12 protein-coding genes are annotated in these 15614 nt (G+C 54.6%); 10 read left to right on the top strand and 2 right to left on the bottom strand.

Translation table 11 applies throughout. The annotated features are described in order from the left end of the window. Window positions 1-59: 59 nt before the first annotated feature. The gene (locus tag CAMM_RS06700) at window positions 60-944 is read right to left on the bottom strand and encodes a RecB family exonuclease (RefSeq protein ID WP_077715803.1); all 885 of its coding nucleotides are present in this window, start codon (window positions 942-944) and stop codon (window positions 60-62) included. Window positions 945-990: 46 nt separating this feature from the next. Here CAMM_RS06700 and CAMM_RS06695 point away from each other — a divergent pair, with 46 nt between their 5' ends. The 10 genes from CAMM_RS06695 to CAMM_RS06650 all read left to right on the top strand — a co-directional run bounded on the left by CAMM_RS06695 (window position 991) and on the right by CAMM_RS06650 (window position 14874). Beyond that, window positions 991-2241: a M18 family aminopeptidase gene (locus CAMM_RS06695; RefSeq protein WP_003845813.1), complete on the top strand. Its 1251-nt coding sequence runs from the start codon at window positions 991-993 to the stop codon at window positions 2239-2241. Window positions 2242-2307: 66 nt separating this feature from the next. After that, on the top strand, window positions 2308-3144 hold the full coding sequence (locus CAMM_RS06690) for a tRNA (adenine-N1)-methyltransferase (protein WP_003845811.1): 837 nt from the start codon (window positions 2308-2310) through the stop codon (window positions 3142-3144). 91 nt (window positions 3145-3235) lie between these two features. Further along, a complete protein-coding gene (gene arc / locus CAMM_RS06685) occupies window positions 3236-4837 on the top strand; it encodes a proteasome ATPase (RefSeq protein WP_003845809.1) in 1602 nt (533 codons plus the stop codon). Then, window positions 4822-6390 (top strand): depupylase/deamidase Dop, encoded by a 1569-nt coding sequence (dop, locus tag CAMM_RS06680; protein ID WP_003845808.1) that lies wholly within the window; start codon window positions 4822-4824, stop codon window positions 6388-6390. The genes arc and dop overlap by 16 nt, the downstream gene beginning before the upstream one ends. A gap of 45 nt (window positions 6391-6435) precedes the next feature. Continuing rightward, window positions 6436-6627: a ubiquitin-like protein Pup gene (locus CAMM_RS06675; protein WP_003845807.1), complete on the top strand. Its 192-nt coding sequence runs from the start codon at window positions 6436-6438 to the stop codon at window positions 6625-6627. Between the two features lie 6 nt (window positions 6628-6633). After that, window positions 6634-8073, top strand: coding sequence for a Pup--protein ligase (gene pafA / locus CAMM_RS06670; protein WP_003845806.1), 1440 nt, complete (start codon window positions 6634-6636; stop codon window positions 8071-8073). Window positions 8074-8117: 44 nt separating this feature from the next. Beyond that, window positions 8118-10145 carry a helix-turn-helix transcriptional regulator gene (locus CAMM_RS06665; RefSeq protein WP_003845804.1) on the top strand — a complete coding sequence of 676 codons (2028 nt, stop codon included), beginning with the start codon at window positions 8118-8120 and terminating at the stop codon, window positions 10143-10145. Window positions 10146-10200: 55 nt separating this feature from the next. Beyond that, window positions 10201-10695, top strand: coding sequence for a Sec-independent protein translocase subunit TatA (gene tatA / locus CAMM_RS06660; RefSeq protein ID WP_003845803.1), 495 nt, complete (start codon window positions 10201-10203; stop codon window positions 10693-10695). A gap of 256 nt (window positions 10696-10951) precedes the next feature. Then, window positions 10952-11980 carry a twin-arginine translocase subunit TatC gene (tatC, locus tag CAMM_RS06655; RefSeq protein WP_077715837.1) on the top strand — a complete coding sequence of 343 codons (1029 nt, stop codon included), beginning with the start codon at window positions 10952-10954 and terminating at the stop codon, window positions 11978-11980. Between the two features lie 86 nt (window positions 11981-12066). Next, entirely contained in the window at window positions 12067-14874 is a 2808-nt protein-coding gene (locus CAMM_RS06650) for a DEAD/DEAH box helicase (RefSeq protein WP_003845799.1), read from the top strand. On the opposite strand, the gene CAMM_RS06645 is transcribed toward CAMM_RS06650, so the two are convergent. After that, a complete protein-coding gene (locus CAMM_RS06645; RefSeq protein WP_232051048.1) occupies window positions 14871-15470 on the bottom strand; it encodes a serine protease in 600 nt (199 codons plus the stop codon). The two genes, CAMM_RS06650 and CAMM_RS06645, sit on opposite strands and share 4 nt — an antisense overlap. Window positions 15471-15614 lie beyond the last annotated feature (144 nt).

Below are 15614 nucleotides of genomic sequence, written 5' to 3'. Positions count from 1 at the left end.
GAGCGCACATCCCGCCGAGAATTCATTGTGTGGATCGGCGGGGTGTCTGCATCGACAAGCTAATCTGCCGTCGAGCCTGGCCAGCCGGGATATTCTGGGGGAGTGCCACCGAATGCTGGGCACAGCTCCTGGAATGAGCACCAGCCGCACAGCTTGGACTTTTTCGGGCGGAAAATGCCCTCTTTGCCATCGCCTTCAATCTTGGCCCATAAGGTGCCCAAGTCGCGCTCAAAGTATTCCAGCTCTTCGCGCGAGGGCATCAAAAACATGGAATCAAAGACCTTCAAGTACATCAGGCGCAGTTGAGCGGGGATAACGCCGTGAATGCGCCAATATACTAGGGCATAAAAGCGCATCTGGAACTGCGCGTCGTGTGCGTATTGTGGCCGGGGTTTCTTACCCGTTTTATAGTCGACTACCCGCACTTCGCCCGTGGGTGCTTCATCAACGCGGTCAATAAAACCACGGACAGGAACCTGGTTGGGCAAGACCGTATCCACATACATTTCCACGGCCTTGGCATCAAAACCTTGCGGATTTTCCATCTGGAAATACCCTTTGACCAGATCGCGAGCTTCGATCAGGAAGTCTAAGGTCTGATCATGTGGTACCAGCTCCACAAGTTCTGCATCATCGGCGCACATTTTTTCCCACTCGGGCTTGAGAAATTTTACCGCGCGCGGATAGGTCCGTTCAGCGCGCGGTAGTTCATGCGTCTTTTCTAATGCCGCGTGGACCAAAGTGCCTTTAACCTGCGCGATGGTCTTGGGCTCTGGCAACCGATCAATGGCACGCAAGCGGTACAACAACGGGCACTGCTTGTAGTCACTGGCGCGCGAGGGAGACAACGCAAGTGGCCGGCGCTTGATGCTAGACGATGCATCCTGGCCTGCCTCTTCCGAGGCAGGAGTCGAGCTAGAAGTAAAAGGATGGGGAGAGTTCATGGTGTCTCAAGCTTAACGCGGCACAAGAAATGGCACAGTGGAGGGTATGGAAAATAGCATTGCGGATTTTATTGACTTCATCGAGCAATCACCCAGTTCATATCACGCGGCTGAAAACGTAGCTTCCCGTTTGGAAGAAGCTGGCTTTGACCGCGTGGATGAAACGCAGCAATGGCCGGCCACACCTGGTGGGCATGTCATGGTGCGCGGTGGGGCAGTGATGGCGTGGTTTGTGCCGGAGAACTTTACTGGTGGATTCAAAATCATCGGTTCTCATACCGACTCCCCGGGCTTTATGGTCAAGCCCAACCCCGATTTTCACAACGTTGGATGGTCGCAGCTGGCAGTAGAGGTCTATGGCGGACCAATCCTGCACACCTGGTTCGACCGGGAGCTCAAACTCGCCGGCCAAGTGGTCTTGAAAGATGGCACCCGGCGGTTGGTCGATACCGGTGCGTTGGTGCGCATTCCGAATTTGGCTATCCACCTCTACCGCGAGAAGAACTTCGACCCAGACCGTCAGGTCCACGTCCAACCTATTGTGGCGCTGGAAGAAGATGAGGTCTCCTTCGCGCAAGTACTAGCGGAGAACCTCAATGTTGATGCCGCGGAGATCTCCTCGTATAACTTGGTCACCGTCGATGCCCAGCGCGGGGAAGTCTTTGGCGCCGGACACAAGTTTGTTGCCGCTGGCCGCATGGATAACCTGTCTTCTGTCTGGGCAAGCCTTAAGGCCATGCTTGCCGCGGTAGAAAATTACTCTGGCAACGATGTTTTGGTTCTGTCTGCATTCGATCACGAAGAAGTCGGATCCTCATCACGTTATGGCGCAGCCGGCCCCATTTTGGAAGACGTTCTGACGCGCACGGCTGGCGCGCTTGGAAAGAATCAAGAAGAGCGCCGTCAGATCTACGCGCGTTCTTCATGCGTCTCTGCCGATGCCGCGCACAGCGTGCACCCGAATTATGTGGGCAAGCATGACCCCACCCACCATCCACTGATTGGTAAGGGGCCGGTGACCAAGATCAACGCAAACCAGCGCTATGCCTCCGATGCCGCCTCGATCCACCTGTGGGAATCTGCCTGTGAGCGCGCTAATGTCCCGGTGCAACGCTTTGTAGGAAATAACGCGGTGCCGTGCGGCAGCACCATTGGTCCGATTACAGCCACCCGACTGGGTATTGACACCGTGGATGTCGGCGTCCCACTGTTATCCATGCACTCGGCCCGTGAGTTGGTGGGCGTGCAGGACCAACTATGGATGATCGATGCGCTTGAGGCATACTTGGTGGGTTAAAAGTTACTGATCGAGCGTTTATATTAATTAGCTACCCAACCTTTGCGGTTGAAGAGGAGATCCCAGATGCCTTATTCCGGTCCATTTCAGTACGGTGACCGCGTGCAGCTTACCGATGCCAAGCGGCGTCACTACACCTTGGTTCTGGAAGAAGGCGTGAAGTTCCACTCGCACCGTGGCATCATCGAGCACTCGCAGATTGTTGGCATGGACGAAGGTTCCGTGGTCACCTCCACGCTGGGATCGGATTTCCTACTTTTCCGCCACCTCATGGTCGACCACGTGCTATCGATGCCACGTGGTGCAGCGGTTATTTACCCCAAAGACTCCGCGCAGATTCTGGTGGAAGGCGATATTTTCATGGGCGCGCGGGTGCTTGAGGCCGGTGCCGGCTCCGGTGCGTTGTCCATGACTTTGCTGCGTGCCGTAGGGCCAGAGGGACACGTCTTTTCCTATGAAATCCGCGAGGACCACCTAGAATTCGCAGAAAATAACGTCGAAGAATACTTTGGCAGCAAGCCCGAGTGGTGGTCACCGCGACTAGGTGATCTAGGCGATGTGACCCAGGAAGACCTCGGCGGCCCCGTCGACCGCATCATCTTGGACATGCTCGAGCCGTGGGAGCATTTGGAAACCGTACGCGACCTGCTCATCCCGGGCGGGGTATTTATGACCTATGTGGCCACGGTCCCGCAGCTGATGAAGGTCATGGAAGGCCTGCGCGAGTTGGAGTGCTTTACCGAACCACGCGCTTGGGAGTCTTTGGTCCGCGACTGGAAGGTCGAGGGACTGGCCACCCGTCCCGAGCACCGCATGAACGCCCACACGGCATTTTTGATCTGGACCCGCCGTCTGGCCGATGGAGTAACACCTCCAGCTGTGAAGCGACGCGCTCGTCGTTAAGCGAAGCTTGCTAGCTTTTAGCTAAGCGTCGCCTAATCTTAATTAGGGTGGTGTTGGACGCGGGCGTTACTTGAAGCGCTAAGGTGGACTCATGTCACAATCCAACCGAGACCAAGCAAAGAATGTGGACGCCCACAACGCGAGTGAATTGCGCGTTCAGGTGCGTAAGCTTAGTGAACGCAATTCTTCACTTGCCTCGTTGTTGCAAGATTCCCGCAATAAGCTCCAACAAATGGCAGCGGATGTCAACGAATTAGCCGAACCCGCCTCTACCTACGGCATCTTCTTGGGCTATTCCGGCCGCCCGCATGACTCGCGGCGCGACGCGGAGGTTTATACCAATAACCGACCCATGCGTTTAAAGATTTCCCCGCAAGTGGAACCGGGCTCTTTAGTTGTCGGACAATTAGTGCGCTTGGGTGAAGGCGCCATCGTGGTGGAAGGCTGTGGCTTTTCCCGCGACGGCCAACTGGCCACGATTACCGAAAGAATCGGTTCGGATCGCGCGGTGATTCTCGGTGGAAATAATGAGGAATCAATCGCTATCATCGCTGAGCATTTGCGCGACTCGGTGCGCTCGGGCGATACGGTGTTGGTGGATAACCGAGCCGGCATCATCTTAGAACACGTTCATAAAACGGAAGTCTCCCAGCTGCAGCTGGAAGAAATCCCCGATGTCTCATTTGAGGACATCGGCGGATTGGACGCACAGATCTCGCAGATTCGCGACTCTGTGGAACTGCCTTTCCTACACCCTGAGCTCTACCGCGATTATGCGCTGAGCCCACCCAAGGGTGTCTTGCTCTATGGACCTCCTGGCTGCGGTAAGACGCTGATTGCTAAGGCTGTAGCTAATTCTTTGGCGCAACAAATGGGGGAGGAGAGTTCTTCTTATTTCCTCAATGTCAAAGGCCCAGAGCTATTAAATAAATATGTGGGTGAAACCGAGCGCCGCATTCGGCTAATTTTTGAACGCGCGCGTGAGTTGGCGGCGATCTCGCCCAACCGTCCGGTCATCATCTTCTTCGATGAGATGGAATCAATCTTCCGCACCCGCGGTTCTGGTGTCTCTTCCGATATGGAAACTACCGTGGTGCCGCAGTTGCTCACTGAGCTCGACGGCGTGGAAAAGCTCGACAACGTCATCATCATCGGCGCAACCAACCGTGATGAGCTGATCGATCCGGCCATCATGCGTCCTGGCCGCTTGGACATTAAGGTGCGCGTTAATCGCCCGAACAAGCAGGGCGCGAAAGATATCTTTGACTCGCACTTCCCAGAAGATATTCCGCACCAAGGCGAGCGTGAGGAACTCATTGAGTTTGCTACCGAAGAACTCTTCGGGGACCGGCCGTTTGTCCGCGTCCATTTTGCCGATGGGTCCGACCGCGTCTTGCATTACCGGGACTTTGTCTCGGGTGCCATGATTGCCAACATCATGTCGCGGGCGAAGAAGCTTGCGATCAAAGACTCGTTGCAAAATCCAGACTCGCCGCAGGGCATTGACCGCTCGCACCTTTCGCTGGCTATCGCTGCCGAGCAGGCGGAAAGTGAGCACCTGCCCACCACGACAAATGCCGATGAGTGGGTCAAGACCATCGATGGTGGTTCCGGCGGCACTTTAGGCCAAGGTCAGCAAATTGTGCAGATTGAGTTTTTAGGTTTTAGGAGTTCTACATGGCACGTTTCCTAGGCACCGAAACCGAGTACGGTATTTCCACCCCGGACTGGCCGGAGCTTTCGCCGATTATTACCTCCACCCACGCGGTGGTCGCCTACGGTGCGATGTTTACAACGGCTAGGTCGCGCTGGGACTTTGCCGAGGAACATCCCTTGCGGGATATGCGCGGCTTTGACTTAAAGCGCTACAGCACCGTGCCGGTTGTGGATCCCAATGCCATTGGCGTGGCAAACGTGATTACTCCAGCGGGCGCGCGCTTTTATGTGGATCATGCGCACCCGGAATACTCTTCACCGGAGTGCTCCAATGCGTGGGATGCCATGGTCTATGACGCTGCTGGCGATGGGGTTTTGCTCGATGCCGGTGCCGCAGTTGCTGCGCTGACCAAGGAAAATAGGTCAGTGCTCGCCAATAATGAGCCCTGCCCGCCATTGAAGTTCTATAAAAACAACGTCGACGGCAAAGGCGCATCATATGGCTCGCATGAAAACTATCAGTATTCGCGCGAGACTGATTTTGAGGTTCTAGCCCAGACGCTGATTCCTTTCTTCGTCTCCCGCATCGTGGTCACCGGTGCTGGCCGCGTGGGCTTAGAGCAGGATAGCTCGGAACCAGGCTTTCAGATTTCGCAGCGCGCGGATTACATGGAGCAGGAAATCACCCTGGAAACCACGTTGAATCGCGGCATTATCAACACCCGCGATGAGCCGCATGCGAATGCGGAAAAGTGGGGCCGCCTGCACGTGATTGTGGGCGATGCCAATATGTCGCAGACCTCGAACCTGTTAAAGCTCGGCATGACATCGATGGTGCTTGACGCGATTGAAAAGGGTGTAGATTTTAGCGATCTCCGACTCGCGGACCCCGTTGCAGAAATCAAGAAAGTCAGCAGGGATCTCACGCTACGCCATAAGCTGCAGCTTCACGATGGCCGTGAGCTGACCGCGCTGGAGATTTTAGCGATCTATCGCGAGCGCGTACACGCTGACACCGACGTTGACGAAAAGGTCCTTGAGGCATGGGATGAAGTAACTAGCTTGCTTGCCGATGACCCCATGTCCGCCGCCCACTTGCTGGACTGGGTCGCCAAATATCGCCTCATCAAGGGCTTTATTGATCGCGGTGTCGGGTTAGATGATCCCAAGCTGGCTTTGATCGACTTGCAGTACACCGATATTGACCCTGCCAAGTCGCTCTACCACGCCTTAGTACGCAAGGGCCAGATGCGAACCTTGGTTGACAAGGAAGTCATCGACGCGGCAAAGACTGCTCCGCCGTCAGATTCTCGCGCCTATTTCCGCGGCCGCGTAACGGAGAAGTTCGGCAAGGACGTTCTAGCCACGAACTGGCAAATGATGTCGGTGCAGGAACATCAAAACAAAGATGGTGCTGATACCACCTCCTCCCTGGCACACATTCGCTTTGACGATGTAGACCGCTTCAACCAGGACGAGGTAGGAGAGTTGATTGATTCTTCTTCCTCGGTCTCCGAGCTGGTAAAGCAGCTGGAAGAGCAGGGAATTGCTATACAGCGGACAATTAAACCGATTAGAGTACGACATTAGGGGCTCAAATTAAGCACTTCAATGAGCACGTATTAAGGAGAAATAATGTCTAATAAACAATCACAGGTTCAAGGTTCCGGCTCCGGAGATAATTCGGATGACGATGACGTACAGGCTGCTGGCCAAGTACAAATTAATACCACGGGCACGGATGATTTATTGGATGAGATTGATGGCTTGCTCGAGTCCAATGCAGAGGAGTATGTGAGCTCGTACGTCCAAAAGGGCGGTCAGTAAGGGCTCATGAATTTCCAGAGACAAAAATCCCCGGTCTATGCCCGCCGTATCATGGGCATAGAAACCGAATATGGCATCACGGCTTTAGCCGAGCCCCATCAGCGCCAGCTCACACCCGATGAAGTAGCGCGGGAGCTGTTCCGTCCCGTCGTCGAAAAGCATCAAGCCACCAATATCTTTACGGATAATGCTTCTCGTCTGTATTTGGATGTAGGCTCTCATCCCGAAATTGCAACGGGGGAGTGCGATCGCCTTACCCAGTTGCTGAACTATGAACGGGCCGGGGATGCCATCGTCAACGACTTAGCGGTAAAGGCCGAAAAGACGCTGCGCGACATGGGGTTGGCCAAGTCTCTCATCTTGTTTAAAAACAATGTGGATAGTCAGGGCAATTCCTATGGTTGCCACGAAAATTACTTGATCTCTCGGCACATGGTCTTGCGGGAAATATCCCGGAAGTTGATGCCGTTTATGATTACCCGTCAGCTGATCTGCGGCGCGGGCATGATCAGCCCGGAAAAGGCGACAACTCCAGCGCGCTTTGTGCTCTCGCAGCGCGCTGACCAGGTGTGGGAAGGGGTTTCGTCGGCTACGACGCGTTCGCGCCCCATTATCAATACCCGCGATGAACCTCACGGGGATTCTTCTCGTTTCCGGCGCATGCATGTCATCGTCGGGGACTCGAATATGGCCGAACCGACGTTTGCGTTGAAAGTCGGCGCCACCGTGCTCATGCTGGAAATGATTGAAGCGGAGTTCGATCTTCCTTCCTTGGAAGTAGAGGATCCGATTGCGCATATTCGCGATATTTCCCTAGACCCCACGGGGCAGACGCAAGTACAGCTTGTCGATGCCACCACGTCCCAGTCAGTCATGACCGCATTAGAAATACAGACTGTGCTGTGCCAACGTGCAGAGGCGTGGTTAGAGCACCGGCCGGATGAAGGCACCCCAACAGCTGAACTGGCTAAGGTCGTGGATTTATGGAAGCGCACCTTAGAAGCCATTCGCACTCAGGATTTTTCTCAGGTCAGCACGGAAATCGATTGGGTCATTAAAAAAGAGTTGCTTGAGAAATACCGTGCGCGTCTCGGAAGCGATTGGTCACATCCCAAGCTGGCTCAGATTGACTTGGCTTTCCATGACATCCGGCCTGGTCGCGGCCTGTATGACGTGCTTATGCGCAAGGGGTTGATTTCCCGCTGGACAGAAGACAGCGCAATCGAGGCAGCTGTCTCGGTTCCGCCGCAAACGACCCGCGCGAAGTTGCGCGGTGAATTCCTCGTGGAATCTCGCAAGTATGGTGCGGATTTCACCGTCGATTGGACGCGGCTCAAGGTTAATCGCCCGGAGCCACAGGTGGTGGAATTTTCTGATCCATTCATTTCCGAGGATGAACGCCTAGCTGGGTTGATAGACTACATCGTGGAACATAAGCGCGATTAATAGTTAGTGGGACTGCTATAACCTCAGCGGAAAGGTCACACCGAATGGGAATTGGCTCAGCGGATAAGCCAATGGATGGCTCAGCCGGACAAGAATACGTCGCACTGGGACGGCACATCAGCTTATATTTAGCTCTTTTAGGTGCTGCTACCAGCGGTGGTAATCCAACACGCACGGCTGAGTGGATTCGTCGAAGCGTTCAGGACTATAAGGATAAGTCTGACGAGGCATTTGATAAGGCGCTGCGTCGGGATGTCCAGGCATTGCGGCATGCTGGCATTCCGATTTCGCATTCGCGTGATTCTTCGGGGCTGACTCACTATCAACTGCACACCGAACAATATGCACTGCCGGATATTCAGTTCACCCCAGAAGAGGCGATGGCCTTAAGCGTCGCCGCGGGATTCGGGAATACCGGCGGCCTGGGCGCTTTTTCGCAATCTGGTCTGACTAAGCTCGCAGCATCTGGAGCGACCAGCGCGCATAAACCAAGCCCAGTGCTTGCCGCTGTATCCGATATGACGTTGGTGCAGCCGGTCATCATCCGCGATATCAACACGATCATTCGCAATGGCCTGCGGATGTCCTTTGATTACAAACGTCAACCAGGGGTCGCAGCCGAGCGACGAGTCATGGACCCTTGGGGAGTGGTCATCCACCACAACCGCATGTACCTAGTCGGTTACGACGTCCACAAAGACGCCCCACGCGTATTTCGTATCCTCCGTGTATCGGAGGTAAAAGCGCGTGAGGAAAAAGCAACGCATCCACCAGTTCAGGAGTCATTGCAGACTCTGGTCAATGATGCTTTACAGCGAAGCCAAACCTCAGCGGTTCTGCAGGTGGAGGACGATAAAGCCTACGAACTTATTGAGCAAGCCGAGGGTAAGGGCGATGGCACTTATGTGCTGAGCAACGTCTCTTCAGATTGGCTGGTGCGGACGGCATTGTCTTATGCCGATTCGGCAGAGGTCTTAAGTCCTGCCGACATCCGTCATGACATCGTTGAACTCGCACGCACTGCACTCGATGACAATCTTGTCGATTTGAATGCTACCCCCACAAAGTGGCGCCACGACAAAGAGAGCGAAGCAACCTCGCCGAAAACTTCCGCTTTAGGCCCGCGCATTCACCGTCTCGTGCGTTTGACTAATGTCTTGCCATATTTTCGGCGTCATCCGGATAAATCCATGATGGAAGCGGCTGCTGATTTAGACATGACCTATGAAGAGCTAACGGCTGCGCTCAACACGCTTTTTGTCTCCGGTGCAACCCAAAACACCGAAGATCTCATCGATTTGTCGTGGGATTTTCGCAAGGTGAACATCATCGACAGCCAGGGAATGGATAAGCCTCTACGCTTGACTCCCACGGAGGCAAGTGCGTTGTTGTTGGCATTGGAATCGCTTGAGTCAATGCCAGGTCTTATTGATCCCCAAGCCGTACAGTCCGCCGCCTCTAAGATTCGCGGGATTATGGATACCAAGACTGAAGGTATTTATGATTCTTTGGCAACAACACCACCCGAAGAATCAAAGATCCAGGCATCGCTAGCCACTGCGATCGACGAGAATAGAAAGGTCCGCTTTGAGTATTGGTCGCCGGGCTCAAACGAATCGACCTCAAGAACGGTAGATCCCGTTCGGGTCTTCCTTGCTGATTCGGAGCTTTACCTCAATGCTTGGGATGAAGCACGGGATGCTCAAAGAACTTTCCGTTTGGACCGGATGCGAGACGTTGAAGTACTGAAAATCGATGCCACCCCCAAATCAGCGGTCACTGAGATCGATCCCACAGACCCATTTGGCTTTGGTTCTAGTGAAAAGGCGACGTTACTTCTGCATGAAGATGCCAGCTGGTTGGCCGAATATCATGACATTGTTTTGGCAGAAACTGCGCGTAATGGCTGGATTGAGGGTTCTATGCCAATTGGCAGGGATTCGTGGTTTGTCCGCTTTGCTTTAAGCAATGCTGACCGGCTCCGCGTTAGTGGCCCAGAAAACATCGCGCGCACCATTGTGGAAAACGCGAAATTGGCTTTGGCTCGTTATACTCAAAGCGATAGTAAGTAATAAGGTTGCGAGTGCCTGAAAATTCAACCACCCGCCCGATCTCTGGAGTTAGTTCATGCCTGGTCTAGGTGCCGTAGAAATCATCCTCATCATCGTAGTGATCGTATTGCTGTTCGGAGCCCGAAAGCTGCCAGACTTGGCACGTTCGGTCGGCCGTTCCATGCGCATCTTCAAGTCTGAAGTAACCGAGATGACCAATGAGTCTCAGTCACGCGGTGAAAACAAGCCACAGGCTGCGCTCAACCAAGGCGACGACAACGATGAGTTCTGGCAGTCTCCAACTATGCAGCCACGCCAGAACCCTCAAAATCAGGCTCAACCTCAACAGCCACAGCAGCCTCAGCAGGCTTGGCAACAGCAGCCCAACCCACAGCAGCCGCAGCAACCACAGCAGGGGTGGGACCAGCAGAACTGGGGACAGCAACCGAACCCTCAGCAACCACAGCAGCCACAGAACTGGGATCAGCAACCGAACCCACAGCAGCAAAACTGGAGCAACCCTCAGCAACCACAGCAGGGATACAACTACCCTCCTCAACAGCAGCAGTAAAAGCTGTCGAATAAGGTTTCTGAAACGCCTCTTGCCTCACGGTCGTTTTTGTCGTGAGGCTTACTTTGAGGCTGTTTAAGTTTGGGTAGGGGATAAGTAGATTATGGCCAACGGCATGCCACCGCAGAACTCAGGCATAAATTCTGCCGCTTCTGGGAATCCCGTGCCTGCGAAGGCCGGCAATCGTGGAGTGATCCAGCGACTCCAGCAATCGCAAGCAAAGCGACGTGCTAAAAGGGCGAATAAAACCGGGGAAATGACCCTCGTTGAGCACCTTAAAGAGTTACGCCGACGCATCGTCGTCTCTTTGCTCGCACTCGCTGTGGGTACTGTACTTGGCTTTATCTGGTACCAGTCGTCTCCTTTCGGATTAGCGCCCTTGGGAGAGATTTTGCGCGGGCCGTACTGTTCATTGCCGGCAGAGCAGCGCGCATCGTTTACTCCGAGTGGCGAATGTCGACTTTTGGCGACCCAACCATTTGAGATGTTTATCCTGCGACTCAAGGTCGGCGCTCTGGCCGGGGTCGTTCTCTCCTCACCAGTGTGGCTCTACCAAATCTGGGGCTTTATCACCCCAGGCCTGCACAAGAATGAAAAGCGCGGCACCATCGCCTTCGTGACCCTCGCGGTGACGTTGTTCGTTGCTGGCGCCGTCTTGGCGTACTACATCGTGGCCTTCGGTTTGGAATTCCTCATTAGCATGGGTGATGAATTCCAGATCACTGCGCTGACGGGTAATGAATACTACAACTTCATGCTGGCGCTTTTGGTGATCTTTGGAGTCAGTTTCGAAGTGCCGTTGATTCTGGTCATGCTCAATATCGTCGGTATTTTGCAGTACCACCATGTCGCGGACAAGCGCCGCATGATCATCGTCGGGATCATGATTTTCGCGGCGTTCATGACGCCTGGCGGCGACCCAATGTCAATGATGATTCTGTCGGCTGCGATCACCATATTGGTAGAGCTGGCTTTCCAGTTTTGCCGGATCAACGACAAGCGACGTGGGGTCGAACGCCCAGAGTGGATGGATTTAGATGATGAAGAATCATCAGGACCGATTGCGCCATCTGGACCAATCGGAGCTGAAGGCGGTATCGCTCCAGCCCAGCCGGTTACGCCAGCCGAGCCTATTTACGACAATTACCAACAACATCCGCAGCAGAACTTCGCAGGGTTTAATCCACCGACCAGACCTGCAGGAAATTCTGGCAACGCGGGTAATGGAAACAATCAATCCCCGGGTCAGCGGAACAACCCTAATCCTTTTGATGACGTGCTTTAGGCTTCCGAAAGACATCAACTTTTTCTGACTGAAAATCACGTTGGCCCATTCGCACTAACTGCTGGTAGCAGGTAGTGTGGGCACTTATGAATCACCCGCATTTTGAGGAATTCCGATCAAAATTGTCGCATCCGCTGGATGATTTCCAGATTGCGGGCTGCGAAGCCGTGGCAGATGGCCACGGCGTCCTTGTTTGTGCACCTACTGGTGCAGGTAAAACAATCGTCGGTGAATTTGCGGTATCCCTCGCGTTATCGCAGGGCACGAAGTGCTTTTATACAACGCCAATTAAAGCACTCAGCAACCAGAAATATCATGACTTAGTCGCCGAGCACGGCGATGAAGCCGTTGGTCTATTAACCGGCGATGTCTCTATTAATGGTGGCGCAGAGATCGTGGTAATGACCACTGAGGTGCTGCGCAACATGATTTATGCAGACTCCCCGGCGCTGCACCGGCTGAGCCACGTCGTGATGGATGAAATCCACTTCCTCGCAGATGCTTCACGCGGTGCGGTGTGGGAAGAAGTAATCCTCAATCTTGATGAATCGGTGTCCATCATTGGGTTATCCGCCACCGTGTCCAACTCAGAGGAATTCGGTGACTGGCTGTCAACAGTTCGCGGCGATACCAAAATCGTGGTGACTGAGCATCGCCCCGTGCCTTTGGATCAGTGGATGATGCTGGGCCGAAAGCTCTTTCCCTTGTTTGAACCGGCTTCTGGCGGGCAAGTAAATTCCGAACTGGAACGCAAGATCGCACGCCTTGAGGCAGGTTCCAGCGATGAGGGGCGCGAAGATTATAAGTCCGGAAAGGGCTTTAGAGCGCGTGCCCGCCACCATAGCCGTGAGCCGCGAGATAACCACGGAGGCCGTTCAGGAGCGCAACGTCCACAGGATCGCTACCGTCCACTAGGTCGCCCTGATGTCCTCAAAGTGCTGCAGGGGCAGAATATGCTCCCAGCAATTACTTTTATTTTCTCTCGTGCTGGATGTGAAGGCGCGCTGTATCAGTGCCTGCGGTCACGCATGACGTTGACCTCTGAAGAGGAAGCCGAAGAGATTAAGGACATCGTCGATGCTGGTGTGGAAGGCATCCCTGAAGAAGACCTCCAGGTATTGAATTTCCGCCAGTGGCGACAGGCTCTGTCTCGTGGTTTTGCAGCTCACCACGCAGGGATGCTGCCGGCATTCCGGCATATCGTCGAGGACCTCTTCGTGAAGGGGTTGGTGCGCGCAGTTTTTGCGACAGAAACCCTCGCGCTTGGAATCAACATGCCGGCCCGTACCGTCGTGTTAGAAAAGTTGATTAAGTTCAATGGCGAAGCGCACGTTGATCTCACCCCGGGGCAGTACACGCAGCTAACCGGTCGCGCTGGTCGGCGTGGCATTGACACCCTCGGTAACGCAGTCGTGATGTGGGCACCGGCCATGGACCCACGCCAAGTGGCGGGCCTTGCATCGACTCGTACTTACCCGTTGATCTCCACATTTCAGCCTGGCTACAACATGGCTATCAACCTCTTGGGCATGTTGGGCTATCAGGATTCGTTGCGCCTGTTGGAAAAGTCTTTCGCACAGTTCCAGGCCGACGATTCAGTCGTGGAGGAATCACGCCAAATCGAGCGGGCGGAACATCGTGTTCAAGATCTACGCTCACAGTTAGATGAGCTGTTGCGCATGCTGGCACCACCAGTGCCAGACGATGACGACGCCACGGACATGTTGCTGGACTATATTGACTTGCGCCGAGAGCTTACTGATGAAGAGCGTCGCTCTAAGGAATCGAAGAGTCACGAGCGGTCCAAAGAAGTGGCGAAGGTATTGTCCCGCCTGCAAGTCGGTGACGTTATTGCCTTGGCAGGTAAAAAGCGTCCAACTCTCGCGGTAGTAGCAACGCCTGCTAATCAGACTGCTGATCCGCGTCCGTGGGTAACCACCGAGACCGGATGGTCGGGCCGGATTGATGCCAGCGGTATTCAAAATCCGCCGATCGTAACTGGGCGCATGAAGTTGCCACGTTCGGTGCAAAAGAATCCGCGCCGCAACGCGAAATTTGTCCAGGATCAATTCCGTCGTCAGCACTTTGACCGTCCAAAGCGCATGAAGGCTAAACCGCGGTCGCGGCCGAATCCACAGATTGGGATCTTGCGCGATGCCATTCGCTTGCACCCAGTCCATGAGTGGCCAGCAACCGATCGGGAGCAATTAGCAGGGTTGGCGCAAAAGCTTGCACGTCGCGAGCGGGAGCTGAAAAAGCTCACCACTACGGTCGAACGCGCCACGGATACCCTGGGCAAGACCTTTGAGCGGATTGTGGATCTACTCGCGCAGATGGACTACGTGGAGTTTGAAGGCTTGGGGGAGGACCGCACCCCGGTCATTACCGATGAGGGTGAACGCTTAGCCCTGATTCACAACGACTGTGACCTGTTGGTAGCCCAGTGCCTCAAACGCAGAATCTGGGATGACCTCGACCCGGCGGAGCTTGCTGGCGTGGTATCCATGTGCTCTTTTGAAAACCGCAAGGAAACCGCTGGGTCTCCAGACGCCGCGACAGATCGCATGGCGGATGCGATGAATGCAACGTTACGGATTCACGCGGAATTGATCACTGATGAACAGCTCCACAGGCTGCCTCTAACACGGCAACCTGATGCTGGATTCGCATTGGCGTTGCACCAATGGGCCGCTGGGGCACCATTGGGATACTGCATGTCGGCGGCTGCAGAATCTGGTGCCGAGCTCACCCCTGGCGATTTTGTTCGTCAATGCCGTCAAGCCATCGACTTGCTCCAGCAGGTAGCCAAGACGGCATATACCGATGACGTTCGGGCCAATGCCCGGCGCGCGGTGGATGCCATCCAGCGCGGCGTGGTCGCTATCGGCGCCTAGTCCTGCTTGGTGTCTTGATTTATAGCTAAAAGGCTCTGCGCTGCTTGTTGCAGGGCCTTTTTATGTGGACGAAGCTGGGCAACGGTAGCGAGTCCAAGATTGAAGCCGAATGGGTCCAGGATGAGCGATTGCACGGCGTTGATGGTCGGCAGTGAATCGTGTGCCCGCATGGATAAAACGGCGCCGCCGGAGTCACCTTTGATGGCCTTGGGCGTATTGAATTGAATTGCCGCTGGGCGCACACGGGTGTGTCCGCCGCGTGAGAAAGAAATCGGGCTCGGTGTGATGACCGTGCCTGCTTTGACTACAGCGTGGGTGGAGTTTCCGCCAAAGCCAAAAGTGGCAGTTTTCTTCCCCGGATAAAAGAACTGGTTTCCCACGCCGAGCAGCTGGCGCTGGGACGCTGAGCCTTGCAGGAGCGCAATTGCAATGTCCGTGCCATCGATGACGCGCACGGCCGCAAGGCGTTGACGTAGCTTGTGGCCGCGCACGTTAAACGCACCAAGCGGAGCTGTGCGGAAAAAATGCGCGCAGGTTAAAACCAGCGGCGTGGAAATATCTTCCGTTGTGGCTTCTAAATCAGGAGCAATGAGCATGCCTGAGCAGTATCTGCCCCCATTGGAGATCCGGACTGGTTGTTCGAGAAGGTTAGCTGCAGATCCGTTAAGCCAGGTTTGTAGGTTCACCCCGCCCACCATAGACAAACTGGGCGGGGCAGAGGTGCCGCGATATACGGGGTT

It is taken from the genome of Corynebacterium ammoniagenes DSM 20306 (assembly GCF_001941425.1).
Lineage (GTDB): Bacteria > Actinomycetota > Actinomycetes > Mycobacteriales > Mycobacteriaceae > Corynebacterium > Corynebacterium ammoniagenes.
Note: the sequence above shows the minus strand (reverse complement) of the source record. Positions and strands in the feature narration are given on the sequence as shown.